We start from the raw sequence: 24945 nt of genomic DNA, 5'->3' as shown, positions 1-24945 counted from the left end.
TATGGAAAAACAAAAACGTGTGGTCGTCGGTCTATCCGGTGGCGTAGACAGTTCGGTAGCCGCCTACCTACTCCTGCAACAGGGGTATGAAGTGATCGGCATGTTTATGAAAAACTGGCACGACGAGTCCGTCACCATTTCCAATGAGTGCCCGTGGATGGAGGACAGCACCGACGCCATGCTGGTGGCCGAAAAACTTGGAATCCCCTTTCAGGCCATAGACCTTAGCAAGGAATACCGCGAACGCATCGTGGACTATATGTTTTCGGAGTATGAATCAGGCCGCACCCCCAACCCGGATATCCTGTGCAACCGGGAAATCAAGTTTGACATTTTTTTAAAAGCTGCCGAAAAGCTAAAGGCTGACTTCGTAGCCACCGGCCATTATTGCCGAAAAGGGGAAATCGAGCAAGGTGGAAAAACCATCTATCAGCTACTTGCCGGCGTGGATACCAACAAAGACCAAAGTTACTTTCTGTGTCAACTCAATCAGGCGCAGCTGGCAAAGGCACTGTTTCCAATCGGCCACCTGCAAAAATCCGATGTACGGAAAATCGCCAAGGAGCAGGACCTCGTCACCGCTGATAAGAAAGACAGTCAAGGCCTCTGCTTTATCGGAAAGGTACGGCTCCCGGAATTTCTCCAGCAGCAACTTCTGCCCAAAAAAGGGGATATCCTGGTAATTCCCGAAGACTCCCCGGTGTATGCAGACAGGAAGGTGTCCAGTACGGGGAATTTATTGGACCGCCGTTGCCTGTCAGTAACTTATGAGCCCCACCATGGCAAAAAAGTGGGGGAACACAACGGCGCACACTACTTCACAATAGGGCAACGCAAAGGATTGCAGGTGGGCGGAACTGGAAAACCACTGTTTGTGATCGCCACTGACACCCAAGCCAATATTGTGTACACGGGATTGGGCGAAGACCACACGGGGCTGCTTCGAGAGGGTCTCTTTGTGCCGATGGATGATATCCATTGGATACGCGAAGACCGACGCTTAAAGCCAGGAGAAAGTGCCCGCTATTTGGCCCGCATTCGATACCGGCAACCACTTAGCCAGGCAACCCTACAGATGGAAGCTAACGGGCTATATGTACTCTTCGAAAAACCCCAACGTGGAATCGCCTCCGGTCAGTTTGTGGCCTGGTACGACGGGGAAGAAACCATCGGTTCTGGAACGATTTTTTGAAAATGGAGCCATTGGAAATCCTCTACGAGGACGAGCACTATATCGCCATCAACAAGCCTGCCGGTGTCTTGGTCCACAAAACCCCCTTGGAGCGGAACCCGGAAGCGCGCTTTGCCGTGCAACTACTCCGAGATCAGATTGGCCTAAAGGTAAATCCCCTGCACCGGCTGGACCGCCCCACCTCCGGAATCCTGATGTTTGCCAAATCCTCGGACGCAGCGGCTAAGCTGCAACCGGATTTTGCGACCCAAAAGATCCAAAAGTATTACCTTGCGGTTATTCGAGGGTACCTCCCTGAATCCCACGGCTTTATCGATTCACCGCTGGCAAAGGACCTGACGCTGGACCTTCAGCCTGCCAAAACCGAATTCTGGCACCTGGATCAGGCAGAGATTCCCTTTGCTTCTTCTCCCCGATATGCAAGCAGCCGCTACAGCCTGGTCAAAATATACCCCCATACTGGCAGGATGCACCAAATAAGGCGGCATTTTGCACGCTTTCGCCATTACGTGATCGGAGATACCACCCATGGGGACAATAAGCAAAATAACTTCTTTCGAAGTCACTTCCGCTGTGACTCACTCTTGCTCCATGCTTGGTCCATGTCCTTTTCACACCCCTACCAAAAATCCAAGGTCACCCTTACCGCAGCGCCTCCCTCCTATTTTAAGGATATTTTGGAGCAGTTAGGATGGAAAACACCCGAGGCAGAAGCCGCATCAAGCTGATAGAGACGCCAAAACGGTTTCTAAACGAACTTAGATTCCTGCCGATTCACATCATTAGTTGGTTCACTCTTCCCTCATTAAGGGAGGTGCTTTCTCCTCCCTCGTCCGGTAGTGCCGTAACGATGGAAGTTTTTGCTATCTTTGGACTGGGAGTGAAAGCAGGTTTTTAAAACACTAACGCAGCGGCGTTCGTCAACCTGTTCCTGTTTTTACTCTACAGTCGACAACCTATTTTCACAAAAAGACAACGAATGTATCGCATGAAGCACACCTTCGCACTTGGGATGATTGCCGTATTGGCTTTGTGGGGCCATGAAAATGCCCTCGCTCAAAAGACCGCCATAGACCAACAAATCCAACGGGAGGAAGCCGTCTCCCACTTCCGGTTTTTGGCCTCGGACGAATTAAAGGGGAGGGATCCTGCAAGGCCGGAAATGGATATCGCAGCCAAATACATTGCTGAACAGTTTCAACGCTATGGCGCAAAAGCGTTGGACGAGGCAGGTAACTATTTTCAGCCGGTACCATTTCGTTATTCGGCACCACCAAAGAAAGGAGAACTACGCATTGGAAACCAAACACTAACCCACGGAGAGGATTTGCTGGTGTTGGATGGGCCGGATATTCAGGGCAATTTTGATCTTGTAGTGGCAGGTTATGGGTTGGAGTCGGATTATACGGGTAAAGACGTTGCCGGCAAAATGGTGGTAGTACGAGTAGGCCAACCTAACCGCCTATCGCCATCCGATCTCTTTGCCGCCGGCCGTGAAAAGCTCGCCCTTGCGAAAGAAAAAGGTGCTGCAGGCATTATTGAGATGTATAACGTCCCCACCACTCCTTGGAGCCTATTGGTGAATTACCTGAACAAGCCTCAACTGACCCTTGATTACGACCCTGACGGTAGCGAAGCCATCCCCTATGTTTGGGTTAAAGACCTGAGCGGCGAGCTAATCCAGCAAATCAGTGATGGCCATGCTAGCGTAGAAGCGCACGTAAGCGGCAAGCAGAACCGAAAAATCACGGGAAAAAACGTCATTGCCTACATCGAAGGCACTGATACCAACCTAAAAAACGAATACATCATGCTTTCAGCCCACTACGATCACTTGGGTGTAGGAAATCCAAATGCAGAAGGAGACTCGATATACAACGGTGCCAGAGACAATGCGGTCGGCACGGTAGCCGTAATCAATGCTGCCAAATTCTTTGCCCAGCATCCTCCAAAGAGATCCGTCTTACTGTGCGCATGGACAGCCGAAGAAAAGGGCTTGTTGGGCTCAGGCTATTTTGCCAATAATCCCCTCCTGCCCCTCCGGCAAATCATCTACAACCTGAACATTGACAATGCCGGTTACAACGACACTTCTATTGTGACCGTAGTAGGATTGGGCAGAACGTCTGTAGATCCGCTGATCGAAGCAGCTGTCAGTGAATATGGCATTCGAGCAATCGCCGACCCCTCGCCAGAACAAGGGCTCTACGACCGGTCCGACAATGTGAATTTTGCACGGAAAGGAATCCCCGCTCCTACTTTTAGTCTAGGCTTCACGGCTTTTGACGATAAAATCGCCAAACACTACCATCAGCTATCGGATCAGGTCGACAATTTTGACCTGGATTACGCCATGTTATATTGGAAATCGTACCTGCTTTCCGCCCAAAAAATCGCGAATGCATCCGAACAGCCCAAATGGAAAACTGGCGATAAATACGAAGAAGCCGCAAAAAACCTATACGGGCTGGAGTAACCTTGCTTTTAGAGATCTCCAACTAATCAATTCACTTTAATAAATAAAGCGGTAAATTAGGAATTCCCCCTCCCATTCCAACGCGCGGAAGAAAAAAGCTTGGAAGGGAAAAGAAAAACCGAGCCGACTATCCTTCAGCCGGCTCGGTTCCTTTAGAGATCATATCGCTCCATCTTTCCAAAACACCTACTTTACGGTAATCACACCGACTTCCGCAAAGCTCGCCGCATTGCCATCGAGTGTCTCGGTGGCAATTAATCTGATAAACCTCGCTTCGGTGGGACTAAAGGTGATTCGTTGTAGAATAGGGCTATTGGCAATATTTCCAAATTCTCCCTGTGTTACTTGCTGCCACGTGACACCATCCCGACTTACCTCAAAAACAAACGTTTTAATCACGCCGGACATGTAGCGGTTCTGTACCGGCATGTAAGTAAATCCGCCAAGAGAATAATCGCTTCCAAGATCCAGCATCAACCGGTTCGACTCAGAAACGTAGTTTGTTCGATTGTCTTCATCAATCGCCTGATGGGCATTTTCTCCGCCACCCAATACTTCCCAATCGGCTTTCGGAACATCCAGCATAAATACCGCCACTTCGCTGAACTGTTCACTCTGAGGATCGAAGCTTACCACCCGGATTTCAGTAGGCTGGTCAACCATAAAGGGTTCTTCGTATTTCAAGCTTTCGGCAGTAGGTTGGCTTCCATCTAGCGTATAGTATACCTCCACCTCCTCATCCATGGAGGAAAAGCTCACCCGCCCCGACTTTTCACGCGCCATTTCTGGCTCTATCAACAACCTGGGAGCATCGAAAAGGGCCAAGTTGGATATGGTAGGACTCGCCTTGGCATCCAGTACCGTAAAGCGAACTGCTTTGGTCGTTACGGAGGGCAATCTTAAAATCCGTTTGTAACCCACCGTGGTACCCCTTGCTATTTCCTGCCAATTCCCTTCCACTTGCGCCTCCAACAAAAATGCTTTCACCCGCTGACCCAAAGGAATATACTCCTGAACCATGAAGCGGTTGAAACGTATCTCTTCTTTGAATTCCAGGGTAAGGGATCCTGCATGCTCCCCGTCCGGTGTAGACCAGAACGTATCGGATTTTCCATCAATGGCCTTGCTGCCGGAAAAGGATCGACCCCGGTCTACAGAGGTACTCACCAATACCTGCTTCCCGACTAGGTTATTGGCAAAATCCTCTTTTATTTTGGCCGTTAACTTCTGCAATTGGGCCACGTCATTTTCATGGATAAGGCCCCGCTTATCCACTGGAAAATTCAAAAGCAACGAAGCATTGCGACCAATACTGTTATAGTAGATATCCAAAAGCTGTGGTAGGGTTTTGACCTTGTGGTCTTCGTATTCGTGGTAATACCATCCTGGCCGGATGGACACATCTGCCTCTGCAGGTACCCAATGGGTGCCATTCTCTTGCCCAGGGGAATACATTTCAGAATACTCCGGCATTCCGCCATAAACCGAATCTCGCATTAGGTTAGACCAGGTAGTTTCGTAAGCAAACCCATGTTCGTTGCCCACCCAGCGCACGTCAGGCCCCGCGTCTCCAAAAATCACGGCATTTGGCTGCAACTCACGAATAATTTTAAAGGTGTTTTCCCAATCGTAATAGGACTTCTTATCCACTCTTCTCTCCTCGTTTGCCCCGCCATAATAGCCTGTGCCACCGTTTGCGCCGTCAAACCATACTTCAAACACCTCTCCATAGTTGGTCAGTAATTCCCGAAGCTGCTCTCGAAAAACTCCTATGTATTCGGCCGTGCCATAATGTTCGTTGTTTCGGTCCCAGGGGGACAGGTACACCCCAAATTTTAAGCCGGCCGCCCTGCAGGCATCGGAAATCTCTCGGATAATATCGCCATCCCCACCTTTATAGGGAGAAGCCTTAATGGAGTGTTCGGTGGTGGCTGTAGGCCAGAGACAAAATCCATCGTGGTGTTTGGCCGTGATGATAATTCCTTTCATCCCCGCCTCCTTAACAACACGCGCCCACTGCCCGGCATCAAACTCCGTAGGATTAAACAGGGAAGGATCCTCGGCCCCTGTGCCCCACTCCATGTTCGTGAACGTATTCATGTTAAAATGCACAAACCCGTAATATTCCAGATCCTGCCAAGCCAATTGCCGCTCGGAGGGTACGGGTTGTACAGGTTCGGGAGCCGGCTGACTATCGCCGCCACAGGAAATGAGCTGCGCGGCTAATAAAGCAATGAAAGGTATTCGGTATAGCTTCATGATTTCCATTAGATTAACCGGACTGTATGTTTTGAAGGTGAATTGGGCTACCTATCAAGCGCCTGTCCATCTTCACTTGGTCAAAACAGCCCCTTTTTTTAAGGAAGTAAGGTTTTAATAAACCAAATATAGGGCTTAGACACCATTCTTAATGAAAAAATTACTTTTAAATATTTATTTGAATAGTCATCAGTAATTAATAGATTAGGTTGCGATATACACATCCAGATTAGGATCTATGCAACCAGCTCAAAATTTCCCTAAAATGTCGCTCAGAAGATTTGCCATCCGCTCCTGGGCAGTACTTACATTTATTTCCTCGTTCCTTCTAGGATGCAGAACCGATAAGGCCCCTGAAGAGCAACCCAAACAGCCAAATATCCTGTTTATATTCTCTGACGATCATGCCTTTCAGGCACTGAGTGCCTACCAGGACCGATTGGCCGAGTTGGCGCCTACCCCCAACTTAGACCGCATAGCCCAACGGGGCATTCGGTTTGACAAATGCTACGTTACCAACTCCATCTGTGCACCCTCCCGGGCTTCTATCCTTACCGGGGCGCATAGCCATGTGAACGGACACCGTACAAACGCGGATACCTTTGACGGTTCCCAACCTACTTTTCCCAAACTATTGAGCGCAGCAGGCTACGCCACCGCGCTCATCGGAAAATGGCACCTCCGATCCGAACCAACTGGGTTTGATCATTGGGAAATCCTGCCAGATCAGGGCCACTATTACAACCCTACTTTTATTGTTCCGGGAGATACTGTTATCGAAGAAGGTTATGTTACAGACATCATTACCGACAAATCCTTAGCCTGGCTAAAGCAACAAGAAAACTCAGGGAAACCCTTTATGCTGATGCTACAGCACAAAGCACCTCACCGGGAATGGGAAAAAGGGCCCGACCATTTAACCCTGTACGAGGATGTGGTTTTCCCCGAGCCTCCCAATCTATTTGACGATTATAGGAATAGGGGTACTGCAGCGAAAGAGCAGGATATGACCATTTCCGAAACCATGCAATTGGCGTCAGACCTTAAAATCTGGACCGAAGAAAGCATCGGATCGGGACCTTACCGCCGCACCTACGGACGCATGAACTCCGAACAACGAGCCGCCTGGGATGCAGTTTACAACCCCATTATCGAGGAGTTTCAGCAGGCAAACCTACAGGGTGATGACTTGGTCCGATGGAAATACCAACGTTACATGCGTGACTACCTCGCCGTCATTCGCTCCGTAGACGATAACGTAGGGCGGGTGTTGGATTACTTGGAGCAAAGCGGGTTGGATGAGAATACGCTGATCGTGTACGCTTCCGATCAGGGATTTTACCTTGGCGAGCACGGGTGGTTTGATAAGCGGTTCATGTATGAAGAATCCTTCAGGACGCCGCTGCTGATGAGCTGGAAAGGAAAAATCACACCCGGAACAGTCAATAAAGACCTAGTGTCCAACCTGGACTTCGCACAGACATTTTTAGAGGTAGCCGGTGTAGAGGCCCCAGATGTCATGCAAGGAAGAAGCTTGGTACCCGTGATGACCGGAAATACCCCTGCGGACTGGCGAAGCTACCTATACTATCATTATTACGAATACCCGGGTGTACACAGTGTTCAAAAACACGAAGGCGTCACCTCTGAGCGGTTTAAATTGATGCACTTCTACGAACTTGAAGAATGGGAGTTTTATGACCTGGAGACCGACCCATTGGAAATGAATAACCTATACGGGAACGCAGATTATGCGGAAATAGTGGCGTCGATGAAGGATCGGCTTAAGCGGATCAAGATCCAATACGGCGTCCTCACACCAAAAAGCAATTACTGATGCCGCCCAATTAGTAAAAATTTTCTTTGTTCACGTACACTTAAGGCCTACCAAAACCCCTACAGATTTCGATCAACATCCGATAAACCCCACTTCACCATGAAATCGCTGCTTACGACACTTTGTATCTGCGCACTTCTTTTTGCCTGTGGCAGAGGGACAGGATCAGCCATTGAGTCCCAATCGGGTCCTTCCCAACTTTCCCTTAGCCTGGACGACACGGGCGAAAGGTTGCGGGTATTTCGCCGCAACGAGTCGGATCCACTCGTGACCCAGGTGGCCCTGAGCGATTTTCGTCCCTACCTCCACCCCATCGTATCGCCGGACGGAATGAGTGAATTGACGGAATTCAGTCCCGGACACCATAAGCACCAAACCGGCATTTATTGGGGATTTACCAGAGTGAACGGTAGGGATTATTTCCACAATCCCCAAGGTGATTATTGGCGCCGAGTCGCGTTAAACCCCATAGAACGCGAAGGCGAAGTCGTTTCATGGCAAACCATATACGAACTGTTGGACGAAGGTGGAACTCCCGTCATGCGGGAAACCCAAACTTGGACCATGCGGGAAGAAAACGGGGAATACCTAATGGATTTGGAATGGAAAGGCGAGGCTATAGCCACTACCACCATTGGCAAGTACGATTATGGGGGATTGTTTATCCGAATGCCCTGGAAAGAGGGCATCGACGGGGAGGTGATCAACGCAGCGAGGCAACGCAATGAGCGCGCAGAAGGCCAGCCTGCGATGTGGGTCAAGGTAGGCATGAAGCTAGCGGGCAGAGAAGACCATGCCCAGATCGCGGTATTTGATCACCCCAGTAACAAGGGGTACCCTCAGCGATGGCGGGTAGATGGCCAACTGGGTATAGGCCCCTCCTATACCCGCACGGAGGATTGGGTAATTCCGGCGGGCGAAAGCCTCACGCTAAAGCACCGCTTGCTGGTATACACCGGAGACAAAAGCGACATGGAAATCGGCGAATCTTGGTCGGCATTTTCCGGCAAATCAGGCATGTACAGCACCACCGAACTCTGGGGAATTGCGCAGGCAGAGGGCCGGGCAGCAAAATTCCTACACCCCGACGAAGCCGTCGCAGAAATGAGCCTTAAGAAGGGCTATGCAGCAAACGTCTATGCCTCAGAACCAATGATCACCCAACCCATGGCTTTCTGCTGGGACGACAAAGGCAGGCTATGGGTGGCCGAAAACCGGGATTACGAGTCGAGGGGACATGGGTTTTCCAATGCAGGTGATAGCCGTATTCTGATATTGGAAGACACCAATGGAGATGGACAGGCCGATTCCCGCAAAGTCTTTATGGAAGGCATCGCGTTCCCGGCGGCCATTGCGGTCGGATTTGACGGTCTTTACTTGGGCGCACCACCCAATTTGCTCTTCGTACCGGATAAAGAGGGTGATGATCAAGCTGACTTAGAAGATATTGAAATCCTGCTAACCGGCTGGGGAATAAGGGATAGACACGAGACGCTCAATAGTTTGCACTGGGGGCCCGATGGGTGGCTGTACGGACTGCAGGGGTTTGCTACCCCCTCGAAAATCCGCAAGCCGAATAGTGATACGAAACTCTACTATCACGAGGATCCTTTTCCCGAAGACCTGCTGGAAGCAGACGGGGTGGACATCAATGGCGGGGTCTGGAGGTACCACCCTACCAAGGATCTGTTTGAGGTGGTCGCCCATGGGTTCAGCAATCCTTGGGGCATCGATTACGACAGTAAAGGCAATCTTTTCATCACCGCCTGCGTGATACCCCATCTTTGGCATGTGATTCAAGGGGGCATTTACCATCGGCAAGGGGGGCAGCATTTCAACCCCTATGTGTATGAAGATATACAGACCATCGCCGACCACCGCCACCGTTCAGCCCACGGGGGTGCCCGCATCTATCAGTCGGATGCCTTTCCGGAGGAAGACTGGGGCCGCATTTTTATGGCCAATATCCACGAGCATGCAGTCCTTTCAGACATCTTGGTTCCCGATGGCTCTGGCTTTATCGGCAAAGACGGGGACGACCTGCTAGCGGCCAATAATGCACAGTGGGTAGGATTCAGTCTGGAGATCGGACCCGAAGGCGCTATGTATGTACTTGACTGGCACGATGCCGATATTTGCGGGCAAGAAGTCCTCTTGGGAGAAACCGGAAGGATCTTTCGAATCATGCCTGAAAATCCAGCCTCCACTGACTGGGACAAACGATACTCCGACCTGAACCTACTTCCGGACGCTGAGCTGGTCAGGCTTCAATCCAGTCCCAGCGATTGGCATACCCGACGTGCGAGAGGTATTCTCCAAAAACGTGCGGCACAGGGAAAACTGGATCCAGGAACCGAGGGGTTGCTCAAAGAACTGTTCAAAAAATCTACCCATCCGGATCACCGGCTAAAGGCCATGTGGTCGCTTCACCTCGTAGGAGGATTTACTGACAATGAGCTCGTCAGCGCATTAAACGACCAAGACCCGCATATCCGAAACTGGGCCATTCAACTGTTGTGCGAGGATAAAAACCCACCAAAAGCCGCTTTGGATGAATTCAAACGTATGGCTAAATCCGATCCCTCAGCAGTGGTACGCCTGGCCCTGGCCCAAATTCTACAGCGAATCCCCCTCGCCTCACAATGGGATATCGCGGCAGAGCTCGTTCGGCACCGGGAGGACGAGTCTGACCACAACTTGCCGAAAATGATTTGGTATGGGACGGCCCATTTGATCGAAGCGGACGCCGATCGATTTCTCACGTTGGCTGCCCAATCCGAACTTTCATTGGTCTCCCGGTTTATGGCAAGGAGGGCCGTGGACGGTGACCTAACCGACAAATTAGTTGCTGTATTAGAAAAAAACCCAAAAAACCGCATTTGGATGCTGGAGGGGATGCTATCTGGCATGGAAGGCAGAACAGATCTGGTGATGCCTGAAAAGTGGAGCGACCTGGCCAAAAAGCTCCAGGGTGAGGAAAACACCCGTGTGTTAGCTGGGAATATTTCCGAGCTATTTGGGGATGCTGAGGCCACACAACGTGCGTTAGCAACTTTGGAAAACCGCAACGCGACAACGGCAAGTCGGGTACAATCCTTAAAATCCCTTACCGCCCAACAGAATCCTGCACTGGCAAACCGATTGGTCAGGCTATATGCAGACCAATCACTTCGTCACGAAGTTATTCGGTCCATGGCTGCTTTTGACCAGGAGACATTTGGGCGGCACCTGATCCAGGAGTTTCCCCAAATGGATGCGGAAGAAAAATCACTGGCCCTCCGGACGCTTTCATCCAGGCCACGGTACGGAAACATGCTCCTTCGGGAAATCCAATCCGGCCGGGTTGCCAAACGGGAAATACCTGCTACCGTGGCCAGGCAAATGCTCCGGGTAGTAGGCAGTGGTTTTATCGAAGTGTGGGGCCCCATCGAAGAGGTACCCTATGACGAAGCCGCTTATGCCAAATACCGTAACATATTGACGGCAGGGGCCTTAGAACAAGCTGACCTGAAAACCGGTAAGACGCTTTTTCAAGAAAGCTGTGGTGCCTGCCACAAAATGTTTGGACAGGGAGGAGAGTTAGGCCCTGACCTCACCGGATCCAACCGGACGGATGTGAATTACATCTTGCTCAATGTACTGGAACCTTCTGCTGAAATCCAAGACGACTATAAAATGGTAGTCATCACCACCAGGGATGGAAGGACCTACACGGGTAACGTCATTGGTGAAAATCAGCGCCAACTGACCCTGCGAGTAGTGGGTCAAGACCCGGTGATCATCAACAAATCCAGCATTCAATCCAGGGAAACCACCGAGGTATCCATGATGCCCTCCGGGCTCTTTGAAAACCTTTCCGAGCAAGAGGTGGTAGACTTAGTCGCCTACTTGCAGACTCAAAAAGTCATCGAATAACTCCTTAAAATACCAACCCGCCTAATAGCTGCCCTGCTCGTAACGAAAAAATGGCTACCTATGCCATCGATAGGTAGCCATGTAACGGGCTGTTTCCCTTATCCATCTACCCGAGACAAAATCAAAACGGTTCGGTTTGTCAAGTATACGCTTAACCGTTGATGCTGATCGGTGTAGTAATCCAACTTCTCATCAATGCGATGAAAACCGCCAAACTTCTTGTTATCGGAATTCAGTACCAACCGGTATTTGCCCATCGAGGGCGCTCTAAATTGATAGTCGAAAATGGATCTGCTGGTATTGAAATTAAAAACAAAAAGCAGGTCGGCCCGCTGAAATACAATGACCTTATTGCCTGGATCCAAGTGAATCTGTTCTGCAAAAGGTGCCAATAACACTTTACGCCTCTTGATCAGCTGTACCATAGCGCGGTCCCATTTAAGCAAATACTGGTATTTCAGGGTATCGTCTTCCGCCAAACTCCACTGACGGCGGGCGTATTTGTAACTCCAATGGTTTCCTTCCCGTGGAAAATCAATCCACTCCGGATGCCCAAACTCGTTGCCCATAAAGTTTAAATAGCCCTCACCTCCCAATGCAATGGTAAACATGCGGAAAAGCTTATGGTAAGCAATGCCCCTATCCACCACCAAGTGGCTATCATCTACCCCCATATGAAAGTACATCTCCTTATCCATTAGCCAAAAAGCGATGGATTTGTCACCGACCAAGGCCTGATCGTGGGATTCAGCGTAAGCGATGGTCTTCTCCTTATACCTTCGGTCACTTAGGGCCTTCCAAAACTCAAACATATCCCATTCTTCGTCCCGCTGTTCTTTGAGAATTCGGATGAAAAAATCGGGAATACCCATCGCCATGCGGTAATCAAATCCAATACCCCCCTCCAGGGGTTCACGGCAAAGACCGGGCATTCCGCTGACCTCTTCGGCAATGGAAATGGCTTGGGGATTCAATTCATGGATCAGCCGATTCGCGAGTTGCATGTAGATGATCGCGTCCCAGTCTACGTCCTTTAAAAAATAATTGTCGTAATGCCCGAAGGTGATCAGCCCGTGATGGAAATAGAGCATGGAGGTGACCCCATCAAAGCGGAATCCGTCAAAGTGAAACTCCTCCATCCAATAGCGTATGTTAGAAAGCAGAAAGCGCTTCACCTCGTACTTTCCATAATCGAACAGCTTGGAATCCCACACCTCGTGATACCCCCTGGGCCCCGGATGGAAATACTGATGATCAGACCCATCAAACTCATTCAACCCCTCAGCCACATTTTGAACTGCATGGGAATGAACGATATCCATGACCACGGCGAGTCCGAGTTCGTGTGCCTTGTTTACCAAGTACTTCAGTTCCTCCGGCGTCCCGAAGCGGGAGGAAGGGGCGTAAAAATTAGACACGTGATAGCCGAACGACCCGTAATACGGGTGTTCCATCACGGCCATCAATTGTACCACCGTGTAGCCATTTTCCTTCACCTTGGGCAAAATCTTGTCTGCAAATTCCCGATAGGTTCCCACTCCCTCCTTTTCTTGCCCCATGCCTACATGGCTTTCGTAAATCAAAGGACCGGTAAAGGCCCTTTTTGGAGAGAAATCGGCATCCGTCCATGCGAAGTCCTGTTCAGGAAACCAAAGCTGTCCAGCAAAATCCTTGGAGTCTTCGTCCTGAACCACCCGTTTGATATAGGCGGGAATCCGGTCTATCGCCCCTTTTTCGGAAACTACGTGCACCTTTATAAGCCCCCCGTGAACAAACGTCTCCTCGTATTGATCCCTCGGAAGAAATATCTCCCAACTTCCCCATTCCACTCGTTTCAGGGGGTGGCTTTCCCTGTTCCAGCCGTTAAAGTCTCCTATTAAAAACAGCGATTGTGCCTTTGGAGCCCACTCCCGGTAATACCAGCCATCCCTCTCCTTGTCAAAATTAATCCCGAAGTAGGTATGGCCTTTGGCAAATTCCGTCAAGCTTCCCTCAGCAAGTTCAATTTCCAACAAGGCCCGTTGAAATCGGACATACCGTTGGAGTATCTCTTCCTTATAAGATACCAACCAAGGATCTTCTTTAATAATGGCTAAATAGTTGTCGTCTTTCACAAAAGTTACTTTTTGAAGTACAAAATAGCTTCTCAAACTGCCCACAAACCGTCCTGTTGCAGTTTTGCGTAGTCCACACCTCCTAAAATAGGCAATCTTTCATTAAATCTAGCACTTGGTGGAAAACTCCGCCCAGAGCGGCAGGTGATCCGAGATTCTCCAAGATAATTGTTGGGGTGTCAATTTCCTGTTTTTCAGCACATGGGGACCAAAATTAAACACCCCGCCTCTCAAATACTTGATGGACAGCTGCGGGATATTTTTCTGATCGTGAAACCACGCAATTTGAGTGTAGTAACGGGTGCGGTGATCGTATACCGTCCTGCCCACCTCGGTCAAGTCTTGGGGTACCCGCAATCCAGTCGACACAAAGGCCTGGTAACGAGGATCTCCCCGCCTATCTATGTTAAAATCTCCCAATACAATCAAACTTTGATCAAAGGAATTCAAGTTCATTGCCCAGCGTTTAAGCCATTGGGCAATACCTTCGAGTTCCCCCGTCCTGTCAGTGGCACGCTTTCCATAAATCACATGGAGGGTCACCAAAACGAAGGTTTTGTCTTCTACTTTGAATCCCACAGCATAAGGAGTACGGGCAAATTGCCGGGCAAAGGCACCTTCTTGGATGCGTTCCCCTTTTTCGTTTGGCACCACCAGTTCACAGGCCAGACCAGACAACTTCACCTTGCGGGAATCAAACAAAAACCCCAGCCGCTCGTCGTTCCCATCATTTCCCCCACTAACATCCGTCAAGATAAAACTCCAATGGGGACCCAAGACCTTTAGCATATGGCGAAAAGCTTTTAGGTTGCCTTTGATCTCCTGAACGGCAATGATATCAAATCGAGAGATGATCTTAGCAATGCAAAGCAATGAATGCAAATCCCTTTTGGGCGAATCCTGTTCCTTAGCTTCCCACTTCTCTGTTAATCCCCCAAATGCCCGGATATTCCAAGTTGCAATGAGTACATTGTGATCGAGCATTTTAAATGGCAACACTTCATCAAGAAGCGCTTCCAGCTCCTCCACTTCCTGTTCGATCGCAAGAGGAGGCGATGTGCTTATTTTCGGAACATAGTTTGGCATAGGATCGAGTAAAAGATAAAAATAATAAGGAAATATAGGCATTTAGAGTGAATTCTAAAAGTCAACTATCGACTATTTACCAGGAATTCGTTATCTTAAGCAACTTGAATGACCTCCACCCACTTATTCTATGAACAAAGGTTCCATGAATCGTTCCAAACTCCGTCTAACTGCTGGTATCGTTATCAGTTTCGTTTTTTGTCTATACTCGGCCCATGCCCAACAGGCTACAAATCCCTCCGGCGTTCGGGTGGGTGTATTTGACGTGGATGCGACTCCACCTGTTGGTAGCCTACTGGCCTATGATACCATGGCAGGAGCATGGGACTTGGGGCTCCGGGCAAAGGGGATGGTGCTCCTTGGCCAAGGGGACCCGATGGTGCTTTGCGCCGTAGACTGGATAGGCATTGCCAATGAAAGTCACGACCTCTTCCGGGAAAAACTGGCAAAAGCCGCAGGAACCAGTCCCGAACGTGTGTCCGTCCACGCTGTGCATCAGCACGATGCCCCGCGGTCCGATTTTGGAGCGGAAAAGCTCTTGGTAGATGCGGGATTTTCTCCAGGTACCTTTGACGGAACCCAACAAAGGGAATTCCTGGAAAGACTTTCACTTGAAGTATCCAAAGCTGTAGAACGGAGCGTAGCAGTAACCCATGTGGGGTTTGGCGAAGCAGAAGTGCACCAAGTAGCCAGTAACCGGAGAGTACTGGGCGAGGATGGCATGGTAAAATATGTCCGGTATTCGGCTACGAAAGACCCGGCAGCCATCGCAGCTCCCGAAGGAACGATAGATCCTCAGGTGGCGGTGCTGAGTTTTTGGCGGGAAGAAACCCCTATTGCCGTGCTGAGCTACTACGCGGTGCATCCGCAAAGCTATTACCGGACCGGCATCGCCAATCCCGATTTCCCCGGGCTAGCCCGCTTTATGCGTCAGACGGCTGTTCCTGCGGCTTTGCATATCCATTTTACAGGTGCAGCAGGCAATGTCACCGCAGGAAAGTACAACGACGGTTCACCAGAAAACCGCCTTGCCCTCGCGCAGCGTCTAGCAGAGGGTATGCAACGGGCTTATGAAAAAACCGAAAAAACACGCCTGCGCCCAAACAGTATCCGATGGGTCACCGAGTCCATAAGGCTGGACCCTAACATAGAAATCACAAGCAAGCTGGAAAACCCTGAAAACAACGCGGCATGGCTGGCAGAAAATGCCTCTAAATTAGCCTGGTTAAACAGATCCAAAGCAGGACATCGTACGCTATTAAGCTGCTTGGCAATCAACGATATCCGAATCCTCCACATGCCTGCGGAATTATTTGTAGAATACCAACTGGCCGCCAAGCAGCTGCAGCCCGCCCGAAAGGTGACCATGGCAGCCTATGGCGATTATGGACTGGGTTATATCGGCACCGCTGAAAGTTACAGCCAAGGTGGCTATGAGGTGCGTGTCAGTCCATTTGATGCAAGAGCGGAAAAAATCGTAATGACCGCCATCCAAAACATGTTGACCAAAGCGGAAGAGTAACGCGCCTACTTCCAATGCCTATCGGCGAAGTCCAAGTACTGCATCCAGTCGTAGTATAACATTCCATGCCCCCCCTTTCGGACATGGTAACCCAGCGTGCCCATAACGGGTACCTCCACCTTTGGCCACTCAGACACAGGCAAACCCTCTTTCCCTAGGAGCTGATAAACCGGCGTAGCTGCCACAGCAGATAGAAACTCTCCTTTGGGGTCAGCCCAAAGGTCCTCTGCGGCGCTGGCAATATACACCGGATGGGGTGCCAGGATCGCTATAAGCTGATGTTGATCCATGGGCAGGGAATCTTCTTCGTTGTTGTAAATCCGAAAGCGCCGATTAAACCAATGTGGAAAGGAGGTATTGATGCGCTCCACCGTCTCTCCAAACCTTCTCCGAGACAGTGCGGCTCCTCCACAGCCGGAATTATTGGAGATAGCTATCGTAAAGCGGGAATCTACTGCTGCCGCCCATAGCGCCGCCTTTCCCAAACGGGAATGCCCTACAACTGCAAGGCGTCCGTGGTCTACACCTGGTACACCTTCCAAATAATCTACTATTCGGGAAATTCCCCAAGCCCAGGCCGCCACGCTGCCCCAAGATTTATCATTTCGTATTTCGTCGGGAAATAATGCATGCACACCATTGGCAAAGCCGTCATCGAAGTCCGGGTCTATGTCTCCATAATACATCGTTGCCAGCCCATAGCCGCGATTGACCATCTCTTCTACAGGCCAATTGGTGACCCGGCTGCCACGATTCGAGTCCGAAGCCCTATTGTCGGTATAGCCCATATCGGCATTATTTCTGATCCAGCTCTTTGTAACATGGATAGCCTCATCTGCTGAAATTGTGTGATTGCCGTAAAAATTCAGCCCTACAAACATGGGGGCTTTATCTACCCCTTTTGGTAGGTAGGTCAAAAGTACCAGGTCCACCCATTGTCCATTTCGCTCCAGGGTTAGTTTCACTTCCTGCTGAACGGCTTTACCTCCTAAGGCCTCATTGTTCCGGGAAAGCTCCAGTAGCTGCATTTGACCATCCCAAGCGGGACTGACACCAAACATCTCTTCCTCAAATAATCGAAGAATTTCTATTCTTCGGTTTTCCCAATCAGGGGCATCATGCACCCGCTGACCATTGGCAAATTGAAGGGGATCAGGTAGGACATAATCCGGAACTTTACTTTCATCATAGTTCGGGATAAAATTTTGGGCGAGCGATGGAGCGAGCGGCATAAAAGCTGTCAGTGCGAGGATAAGCCTTTTCATAGAGCTGTTTTGCCTACAAGATAAAGAAGAAAAAGTAAAATGGGGCGAATCGGGCCAATTTTGGCATCAACAGACCGAAAACGCCGCAACCCTTCCACAACTACGCGACAAACCCTATATTTGCAGGCAAAAAAACGAGTAAGACACCATGGCGGACTTCATTGAAGAATTGAAATGGCGGGGTATGCTGCAAGACATGACCCCCGGATTGGAAGAGCATCTCAAGAAAGGGACGGCAGCAGCCTATCTGGGATTTGACCCAACAGCGGATTCCCTTCATATAGGACACATGGTGGGCGTGATGACCTTGGTACATTTTCAACGTGCAGGCCACAAGCCCATTGCGTTGGTTGGTGGTGCTACAGGCATGATCGGCGACCCTTCATTCAAATCGGCAGAAAGAAACCTGTTGGATAAAGCAACACTAGACCACAATGTTTCCGCCATCCAAAGTCAGTTGGCCAAATTCCTGAATTTTGGAGAGGACCGGGCCAATAAAGCCGAACTGGTCAACAATTACGACTGGATGTCAGGATTTTCGTTTCTGGACTTCATCCGGGATGTGGGTAAATACATCACCGTAAACTACATGATGGCTAAGGACAGCGTAAAGCGAAGGCTGGAAGAAGGCAGCGGACTTTCCTTTACCGAATTTTCGTACCAACTTATCCAAGGCTACGACTTTTTTCACTTGTGGAGACACCAAAACTGTAGCATTCAGCTGGGTGGATCGGATCAGTGGGGAAATATCGTAACGGGTACCGAGCTCATCCGAAAGATGGCGGGCGGGGAAGCCTATGCGCTCACCGTTCCACTGATAACCAAGGCAGATGGCAGCAAGTTTGGAAAAACAGAGGGAGGCAACGTGTGGCTGGATCCCGAAAAAACATCACCCTACGCCTTTTACCAGTTTTGGTTAAACGTATCAGACGAAGACGCCGCCAAATACCTGCGCATCTTCACGACCCTAAACAGGGAAACCATTTTGAATTTGGAAGCGGAGCATCAGACTGCCCCACACCTACGGGCCCTCCAAAAAGAACTTGCCAAGCAAGTTACCCTACTGGTACATGGGGAGAAAGAGTTGGAGACTGCAATAAAAGCCTCAGAGATATTATTTGGCAAAACATCCCTGGAGGACTTATCCACGCTGGATGAAAGAACTTTCTTACAGGTGTTTGAAGGGGTTCCGGTGCTTGAAATCAGCGAGGCGGACTACAACGGACTCGAACAGGTGACCGACCTGCTGGCATTCGAAAAATTTGTATTTCCCTCTAAAGGGGAAGCTCGAAAAATGATTCATGGAGGTGGCTTGAGTATCAACAAGGTAAAGCTCAATGACCCCAATGCGGCTGTTGCCTTTTCGTTGTTACAGGGCAAATACCTCCTCATACAAAGAGGTAAAAAGCATTATTTTATCGTAAAAGTAAACCCCTCCTGATTTAGGACTGAAAGCTCATGGGCGTATACGAAAGGCAACAACGGGAAAAGAAAATTCTAGAGGCTGCAATAAAGATCTTCGCTGAAAAGGGGCCGCATTATACCCGTATCGAAGAGGTGGCTGCACAGGCTAAAATGAGCAAAGGCCTTACGTATTTCTACTTTAAAAGCAAAGAGGACCTTTACATGGCAGTGGTAAAGAAGGCTTTCGAAGACTTTAGGGATATGTTTAATAAAATACTCACCAAGGGGAAAGACCAAAATGGTTTTGACAACGTCATTTCCTTGGTAGATCACTTCTTGGAGTTTTCGGTGGAAAAAAGGTTTTTTTACGAATCGATACTACACCTTTTGGGCTTAGTGAACCTTTACAACGACCCCGCAACCCGGAAACTTATCCATCCCTCTATTTTGGAGAGCCCGTATTTTCACAAGCTGCTGGGCATGCAACACGATATCCCTGCCATTGGGATCAAAATAATCTCAAAAGGGATTCGAGATAATAGCATTCGTCCGGAACTACACCCCGAAACGACCTTTTACATGGTTTGGTCCATGCTAACTGGCTTTGAACGCCTTAAAGGTTCTGTTGAATACGAGCCCAAGGATCTGAAGATTCATGCAGAGGTCTGGAAAAACAGCTTTGTGAAGGTGCTCATTGAAATTCTTAAGGGACCTCAGTACGCTCCCAAGCAAGCGGCTGTACAAGGGAGGTTATTTTAAAACCATCGTTAAGAATGGATTAATTCTTGTCAAAAAACCTCTGATCTCCAAAAAGGCATCATTCTTGTGCCTGAAAGACTATATTATCAAGTTTCACCTAAAACGAGAAATATGTCTTTATACATAGGAGCATTAATCATTTTGGCTGTTGCCGTCGCGTTGATTTTGATTTTCAAGAAACTATTTAACCGAAACCCGAATGAGGTATCCAATGAACAAGAGATTTCATCCAGGGAGGTAATTGAAAAAGAGGTTTCTAAATTTGATCCAAAAACGGGCGATCCCAAATAAGAATCTAGTTGGTTGGGACGTAGTTGCCGGCGGTTGAATGCGAAAAAAATCCACGGTAGGGTATCTTTTGGGACAATTTTCAGTGAAAAATGATATTTTACCGGTATATTTAGTCACGTTAAACGAAGCCATCTTTTTTGGCCGAAAAGCGCACCAAACGCATCACCCATGGATCTAAATTCGTTGTTTTCCCTTCAGGACAAGGTAGCCATCATCACTGGCAGCAGCAAAGGAATTGGTTTTTCGATTGCCCATTTTTTCGCAGCAGCAGGAGCAAAAGTGGTTTTGAACAGCCGAAATCAAACGCACCTTAACGAAGCGGTAGCCACGCTTCGAGGGCGGGGCTACGAGGTAACGGGATTTGCCCACCATATCGGCTACCAAGAGCAACGCAAACTTTTGATCGAAGCAACGGTCAAAAAATACGGAAAAATCGACATACTGGTTAACAACGCAGCGGTCAGTCCAATATTTGCGCCGATTCACGAATACGAAATGGGTGTGATGGACAAGATCATAGACGTGAATCTCAAGGCCCCCTACGAACTGTCCCAGCTTTGCTTTCCGCATCTCAAAAAATCCACTGCTTCGGCGATTATAAATATCAGCTCTATTGGTGCTATTTCACCGGAGAGAGGTCTAGGGCTTTACAGCATCAGTAAGGCGGCCCTCATTTCCATGACCAAGGTATTTGCCAAAGAATGGGGTGATTTCAACATACGGGTGAATGCCATTTGCCCGGGAGTAATCAAAACCCAGTTTAGCAAGGGATTGTGGTCAGACGAGAAAATTCACGAGCACATCATGAAAAACCTCCCTCTGCAACGCCTTGGAAATGAAGAGGAAATCGCAGCAATGGCACTTTTCTTGGCTTCTGAGGCATCCTCCTACACAACGGGGGCGGTTTTTACTTCTGACGGCGGCTATTCCATATAATCCCATCCGGGCAACAAAAGTCAGTTGCCACTACGTACGTATTTGCCGTTTTCATCCAATTCCACCATTTCTATTTTGACGGCCTGCGAAATCGGTGTAACGTTGCCACCTACATTTTCGGCAATGTAGTAGGTTATCTGCGCACCGAAAAGAAAAATCACTACCGAGTAATAGACCCATACCAAGATTACCACCAAGGATCCGGCTGTCCCGTAGTAGCTGCCTACTTCGGCATTTCCCATGTAAACTCCTATAAGGTATTTGCCCAACCCAAATAGCAGCATGGTCACAAAGGCCCCTAGCCATACGTCGCGCCAGCGTACCTTTGCATCCGGTAGTATTTTATACATCAGTCCAAAGATCAAGACCATCAATGCCTGGGCTAGAACGAAATTTACCAAGCTGGCAAAGAAAAGCATCTCGCGATCAATCAGGTAGGAAAAATAATTTAAAACCACTACGATGACCGCATCCAGCACCAGTGAAACCAGCAAGAGAAAACCGATAGTAGCCACCATCGAGAAGCTCAAAAACCGGTTGATCACAAATTTCAACAAGCCTCGTTCCGGCTTGGGCTTGATATGCCAGATATGATTGATGCTATTTTGAAGGCTTACGAACACGGTGGTTGCGCTAAACACCAAAATCCCTATCCCGATTAACTGAGACCAAAAGACCTGATTCCCAATGGTCACGTTTTGCATGATTTGATCCAGTGTCTGTATGCTTTCCTCCCCGATCAAGCTTCCCACTTGATTCAAAAGCTCCTCCCTTACTTCCGTTTTGCTGTAAAACGTAGCGGCGATGTGTAACACAATGATGAGTAAGGCCGGCAAACTAAAAATGGTATAAAATGCGGTGGACGCCGCAAAGGTCATGGAGTAGCTGCTTCCAAAATCCTGTACGCTGTCTTTCAAAATCTGAAAAAAAGTAAGCCCTTTTAACTGATTCAGTTTTTGTTTGATCATGGTGTGCCTTTCGTTTGTAACCCAACTTATTTAAAAAAAACGCACCGTATGACCAGCATCAGCGAATGCCTTGTTTGGGGTGCTTACCGGTAATCGTCCGTCCAAAAGCCATCAGTTCTTCGATCTGCTCCTCCATTTGCCCGTTCGGAATGATCATTGGCCCGATACCTGCGGTTTTTGTCTTATAGTCCAAAAACCCTACCAAAATAGGCACCTCCGCTCCAAGTGCCACATGGTAGAAGCCCGATTTCCACCTAGGAGCATAACTTCTTGTGCCTTCGGGAGTTACCATGACTACTAATTCATCGCGTTCCTTTAGCATCTGAACCATGGCTTCCGTGTAGGTTTGCTTGCGCTTGCCGGACACCTTCTTTCGGTCTATGGCAATGCCGCCCAATGCACTTATCAGCCAGCCCAAGGGCCCTACCATGACTTCCTTTTTAATGGTAAACCGAACCGGCACATCCATCAAATAGAATGCTGCACGGGCATACAGCAAGTCCCAATTGCTTGTATGGGGAATAGCGATCAGTACGGCTTTTCGCACTCCCTCGGGCATCCCTTCCGATATCTTCCAGCCCGTGATCCAAAAGACGAACCTAGCCAACAACTTCATCATCTTTATAACTCGTATTGGTTTGAAACATGTTTAATTCCGAATGCAGATCATAAAACTCCATCATGTATTCATATCCTCGGGCGAATATTTCCTTCGCCTTTTTAATTTCCAACACACCGTAGGTGGCCAACCCCTTCGGTTCTACGAAATAATCACACTTAGGTACCCTGCTGTACACATTGTAATTCATAGACATGATCACCGTGCGCTCAATGAGGCTCTTAATATGACTGATATTCTGTTGAACCGGCAGGTGGTTGCAGTTCACCCCCATCAATCGATCACACTTCCCCAGCAATGGCTCTACTGGAAGGTTATTCAACACGCCGCCATCCACATAATGGTGTCCCTCGATTAGAATCGGATCAAACATCCCGGGTATGCATGAGGAAGCCATGAGCGGCCGGATAATTTCCCCTTCGGAAAAAAAAACGGTTTTTGCCAAATGCACGTCTGTGGCCGCAATGGTTACTGGAATTTGCAACGAACCAAAATCATCCTCTTTAAGGTACTCTTTATAAAGCGAATAAACCGACTCCATCTTCAGCAGGCCCCGCAGGCTAATCGCCGGCCTAAGAAACCGGAAGTAATTTGTTTTGATGATGATATCCAGAATTTCCTTGGGAGAAAACCCCTTTGCATACATAATGGCCACAATGGCCCCTGCGCTGCTGCCTGACAGCCGATCCGGGGATATACCATGCTCGTTCAGCGCCTGCAGTACCCCCAAGTGAGCGATTCCACGCACTCCTCCGCCTGACAAGGTTATTCCAAAAATCCGTTTTTTGTCCAAATGCAGCTTATTTAACAGACCATCTGAAAGCAAAGAAAAACCTCCAATGGATATTGAAGGTTATTACAGTACATGGTCAGGTTGTGTTTATTCATTTACGACCCCCATCGAGCAGAATTTTTCGATGCGCTTTTCAATGCGCTTTTCCGGTTTCATCTTATCCAGCTCGGCAAGTGCTGACTTGATAGCATCCTTTATCTTGGCAGCCATGGCCTTCATATCCCGGTGGGCACCACCTAATGGCTCTTCAATGATTCCATCGACCAATTTATTGTTGAACATATCCGATGCTGTCAACTTCAATGCTTCGGCAGCCTGCTCCTTGTAGTCCCAACTTCTCCAAAGAATGGAAGAACAAGACTCTGGAGAAATAACCGAATACCAGGTGTTTTCCAGCATAAACACCCGATCACCTATTGCTATTCCCAGGGCTCCTCCAGAAGCCCCCTCACCGATGATCAGGCAGATTACAGGTACCTTGAGTTTGAACATCTCGCGGAGGTTTCTGGCGATTGCCTCGCCTTGTCCCCTTTCCTCGGCTTCCAGTCCAGGAAAAGCACCTGGAGTGTCTATAAGCGTAACTATTGGCTTGTTGAACTTCTCCGCCATCTTCATCAGGCGTAAAGCTTTGCGGTACCCTTCTGGGTTGGCCATGCCGAAGTTGCGTTCTTGGCGCTGCTTGGTGTTCCTCCCCTTTTGTTGACCGATAAACATCACCGTACGCCCGTCGATATCACCCAATCCACCGACCATCGCTTTGTCATCTTTGACACTCCGGTCACCATGCAACTCGATAAAGTCGTTGGTGATTTCATATATATAATCCAGCGCATAGGGCCTGTCTGCATGTCTGGAAAGCTGTACTCGCTGCCAGCGAGTCAGGTTTTGGAACGTCTCTTTCTTCAAGGCTTGAATTTTTTCCTCCAAAGACTGGATATCGGTGGATAAGTCGATGTTTTTTCCTTTTGCAAGATCTTTCATTTCCCGAAGCTTGTTCTCCAGATCGGCAATAGGTTTTTCAAATTCTAATACCATAATTTCAGTTTTTGAACGGTACAAAGATAAAGATTTATTTGTGATTATGGATTTAGATTATCCATTGCTTCGGTATGGGCCCTATAATTTCCGAAACACAAAACAACTTCCCTACCGCACTAAGAAGGACGAAAATAAATCTCCTGAATCTGAGAACAATAATGACTGCCAACTATTTTTTTTATTTCATATTTTTGCAGATAAAAATAAAGCGCCTACATTTGCATCACGTTAAACGATAGACGAATCGGAAAGCGAAAGTTTTGAATAAGGAACCATCTGTTCAGAATGCCTGTCCGACAAGTCGGGAAGGTCGCGGGTGAACATTTGAAATAAAATATTGGAGTGGTAGTTCAGCTGGTTAGAATGCCTGTCCCGACACCGTCGGGAAGGTCGCGGGTGAACATTTGAAATAAAACATTGGAGTGGTAGTTCAGCTGGTTAGAATGCCTGTCCCGACAAGTCGGGAAGGTC

General features: G+C 48.7%; 18 protein-coding genes. 10 read left to right on the top strand and 8 right to left on the bottom strand.

What is annotated here, in order from left to right:
* Window position 1 precedes the first annotated feature (1 nt).
* From mnmA to IAQ59_RS15660, 3 genes are all read left to right on the top strand, one after another.
* Window positions 2–1192 (top strand): tRNA 2-thiouridine(34) synthase MnmA, encoded by a 1191-nt coding sequence (gene mnmA, locus IAQ59_RS15670; RefSeq protein ID WP_209331783.1) that lies wholly within the window; start codon window positions 2–4, stop codon window positions 1190–1192.
* Between the two features lie 2 nt (window positions 1193–1194).
* Window positions 1195–1920 carry a pseudouridine synthase gene (locus tag IAQ59_RS15665; RefSeq protein ID WP_209331782.1) on the top strand — a complete coding sequence of 242 codons (726 nt, stop codon included), beginning with the start codon at window positions 1195–1197 and terminating at the stop codon, window positions 1918–1920.
* A 284-nt stretch (window positions 1921–2204) separates the two neighbouring features.
* Complete coding sequence (locus IAQ59_RS15660; protein ID WP_425342616.1) at window positions 2205–3668, top strand: M28 family peptidase; 1464 nt, start codon at window positions 2205–2207, stop codon at window positions 3666–3668.
* A 186-nt stretch (window positions 3669–3854) separates the two neighbouring features.
* On the opposite strand, the gene IAQ59_RS15655 is transcribed toward IAQ59_RS15660, so the two are convergent.
* Window positions 3855–5927 (bottom strand): alpha-L-fucosidase, encoded by a 2073-nt coding sequence (locus IAQ59_RS15655; protein ID WP_209331780.1) that lies wholly within the window; start codon window positions 5925–5927, stop codon window positions 3855–3857.
* 265 nt (window positions 5928–6192) lie between these two features.
* Between IAQ59_RS15655 and IAQ59_RS15650 the strand changes: the two genes are divergently transcribed.
* Together IAQ59_RS15650 and IAQ59_RS15645 are read left to right on the top strand one after the other, a co-directional pair.
* Entirely contained in the window at window positions 6193–7764 is a 1572-nt protein-coding gene (locus IAQ59_RS15650; RefSeq protein ID WP_209331779.1) for a sulfatase family protein, read from the top strand.
* Window positions 7765–7863: 99 nt separating this feature from the next.
* Window positions 7864–11679, top strand: a complete 3816-nt coding sequence (locus tag IAQ59_RS15645) for a PVC-type heme-binding CxxCH protein (RefSeq protein ID WP_209331778.1) — start codon at window positions 7864–7866, stop codon at window positions 11677–11679.
* 98 nt (window positions 11680–11777) lie between these two features.
* Here IAQ59_RS15645 and IAQ59_RS15640 read toward each other — a convergent pair whose 3' ends face one another.
* Together IAQ59_RS15640 and IAQ59_RS15635 are read right to left on the bottom strand one after the other, a co-directional pair.
* A complete protein-coding gene (locus tag IAQ59_RS15640) occupies window positions 11778–13793 on the bottom strand; it encodes an alpha amylase C-terminal domain-containing protein (protein ID WP_209331777.1) in 2016 nt (671 codons plus the stop codon).
* A 108-nt stretch (window positions 13794–13901) separates the two neighbouring features.
* Window positions 13902–14879, bottom strand: coding sequence for an endonuclease/exonuclease/phosphatase family protein (locus IAQ59_RS15635; RefSeq protein WP_209331776.1), 978 nt, complete (start codon window positions 14877–14879; stop codon window positions 13902–13904).
* A gap of 145 nt (window positions 14880–15024) precedes the next feature.
* On the opposite strand from IAQ59_RS15635, the gene IAQ59_RS15630 reads away from it, so the two are divergent.
* Window positions 15025–16401: a hypothetical protein gene (locus tag IAQ59_RS15630; RefSeq protein WP_209331775.1), complete on the top strand. Its 1377-nt coding sequence runs from the start codon at window positions 15025–15027 to the stop codon at window positions 16399–16401.
* Window positions 16402–16406: 5 nt separating this feature from the next.
* On the opposite strand, the gene IAQ59_RS15625 is transcribed toward IAQ59_RS15630, so the two are convergent.
* Window positions 16407–17666: a glucuronyl esterase domain-containing protein gene (locus IAQ59_RS15625; RefSeq protein ID WP_209331774.1), complete on the bottom strand. Its 1260-nt coding sequence runs from the start codon at window positions 17664–17666 to the stop codon at window positions 16407–16409.
* A gap of 148 nt (window positions 17667–17814) precedes the next feature.
* Between IAQ59_RS15625 and tyrS the strand changes: the two genes are divergently transcribed.
* From tyrS to IAQ59_RS15605, 4 genes are all read left to right on the top strand, one after another.
* Window positions 17815–19107, top strand: a complete 1293-nt coding sequence (tyrS, locus tag IAQ59_RS15620; protein WP_209331773.1) for a tyrosine--tRNA ligase — start codon at window positions 17815–17817, stop codon at window positions 19105–19107.
* A 17-nt stretch (window positions 19108–19124) separates the two neighbouring features.
* Window positions 19125–19829 (top strand): TetR/AcrR family transcriptional regulator, encoded by a 705-nt coding sequence (locus IAQ59_RS15615; protein WP_209331772.1) that lies wholly within the window; start codon window positions 19125–19127, stop codon window positions 19827–19829.
* A gap of 111 nt (window positions 19830–19940) precedes the next feature.
* Window positions 19941–20120 carry a hypothetical protein gene (locus tag IAQ59_RS15610; RefSeq protein ID WP_209331771.1) on the top strand — a complete coding sequence of 60 codons (180 nt, stop codon included), beginning with the start codon at window positions 19941–19943 and terminating at the stop codon, window positions 20118–20120.
* Between the two features lie 168 nt (window positions 20121–20288).
* Complete coding sequence (locus IAQ59_RS15605; protein WP_209331770.1) at window positions 20289–21056, top strand: SDR family NAD(P)-dependent oxidoreductase; 768 nt, start codon at window positions 20289–20291, stop codon at window positions 21054–21056.
* A gap of 20 nt (window positions 21057–21076) precedes the next feature.
* On the opposite strand, the gene IAQ59_RS15600 is transcribed toward IAQ59_RS15605, so the two are convergent.
* The 4 genes from IAQ59_RS15600 to IAQ59_RS15585 form a co-directional block, all read right to left on the bottom strand.
* On the bottom strand, window positions 21077–22024 hold the full coding sequence (locus tag IAQ59_RS15600) for a YihY/virulence factor BrkB family protein (RefSeq protein WP_209331769.1): 948 nt from the start codon (window positions 22022–22024) through the stop codon (window positions 21077–21079).
* A gap of 58 nt (window positions 22025–22082) precedes the next feature.
* Window positions 22083–22643, bottom strand: coding sequence for a 1-acyl-sn-glycerol-3-phosphate acyltransferase (locus IAQ59_RS15595; protein WP_209331768.1), 561 nt, complete (start codon window positions 22641–22643; stop codon window positions 22083–22085).
* Window positions 22624–23436, bottom strand: coding sequence for a patatin-like phospholipase family protein (locus tag IAQ59_RS15590; RefSeq protein ID WP_425342614.1), 813 nt, complete (start codon window positions 23434–23436; stop codon window positions 22624–22626). Before IAQ59_RS15590 ends, IAQ59_RS15595 begins: the two co-directional genes overlap by 20 nt.
* Before the next feature lie 87 nt (window positions 23437–23523).
* On the bottom strand, window positions 23524–24471 hold the full coding sequence (locus IAQ59_RS15585; RefSeq protein WP_209331767.1) for an acetyl-CoA carboxylase carboxyltransferase subunit alpha: 948 nt from the start codon (window positions 24469–24471) through the stop codon (window positions 23524–23526).
* Window positions 24472–24945: the final 474 nt, after the last annotated feature.

Source organism: Lunatimonas salinarum (genome assembly GCF_017811155.1).
In the GTDB taxonomy this organism is placed as follows: domain Bacteria; phylum Bacteroidota; class Bacteroidia; order Cytophagales; family Cyclobacteriaceae; genus Lunatimonas; species Lunatimonas salinarum.
This window is presented reverse-complemented; position numbering and strand designations above follow the sequence as displayed.

Coding starts and splice junctions, on each gene's coding strand:
- mnmA (WP_209331783.1), top strand. CDS start 2: ATGGAAAAACAAAAACGTGTGGTCGTCGGTCTATCCGGTGGCGTAGAC.
- IAQ59_RS15665 (WP_209331782.1), top strand. CDS start 1,195: ATGGAGCCATTGGAAATCCTCTACGAGGACGAGCACTATATCGCCATC.
- IAQ59_RS15660 (WP_425342616.1), top strand. CDS start 2,205: ATGATTGCCGTATTGGCTTTGTGGGGCCATGAAAATGCCCTCGCTCAA.
- IAQ59_RS15655 (WP_209331780.1), bottom strand. CDS start 5,927: ATGAAGCTATACCGAATACCTTTCATTGCTTTATTAGCCGCGCAGCTC.
- IAQ59_RS15650 (WP_209331779.1), top strand. CDS start 6,193: ATGTCGCTCAGAAGATTTGCCATCCGCTCCTGGGCAGTACTTACATTT.
- IAQ59_RS15645 (WP_209331778.1), top strand. CDS start 7,864: ATGAAATCGCTGCTTACGACACTTTGTATCTGCGCACTTCTTTTTGCC.
- IAQ59_RS15635 (WP_209331776.1), bottom strand. CDS start 14,879: ATGCCAAACTATGTTCCGAAAATAAGCACATCGCCTCCTCTTGCGATC.
- IAQ59_RS15630 (WP_209331775.1), top strand. CDS start 15,025: ATGAATCGTTCCAAACTCCGTCTAACTGCTGGTATCGTTATCAGTTTC.
- IAQ59_RS15625 (WP_209331774.1), bottom strand. CDS start 17,666: ATGAAAAGGCTTATCCTCGCACTGACAGCTTTTATGCCGCTCGCTCCA.
- tyrS (WP_209331773.1), top strand. CDS start 17,815: ATGGCGGACTTCATTGAAGAATTGAAATGGCGGGGTATGCTGCAAGAC.
- IAQ59_RS15615 (WP_209331772.1), top strand. CDS start 19,125: ATGGGCGTATACGAAAGGCAACAACGGGAAAAGAAAATTCTAGAGGCT.
- IAQ59_RS15610 (WP_209331771.1), top strand. CDS start 19,941: ATGTCTTTATACATAGGAGCATTAATCATTTTGGCTGTTGCCGTCGCG.
- IAQ59_RS15605 (WP_209331770.1), top strand. CDS start 20,289: ATGGATCTAAATTCGTTGTTTTCCCTTCAGGACAAGGTAGCCATCATC.
- IAQ59_RS15600 (WP_209331769.1), bottom strand. CDS start 22,024: ATGATCAAACAAAAACTGAATCAGTTAAAAGGGCTTACTTTTTTTCAG.
- IAQ59_RS15595 (WP_209331768.1), bottom strand. CDS start 22,643: ATGATGAAGTTGTTGGCTAGGTTCGTCTTTTGGATCACGGGCTGGAAG.
- IAQ59_RS15585 (WP_209331767.1), bottom strand. CDS start 24,471: ATGGTATTAGAATTTGAAAAACCTATTGCCGATCTGGAGAACAAGCTT.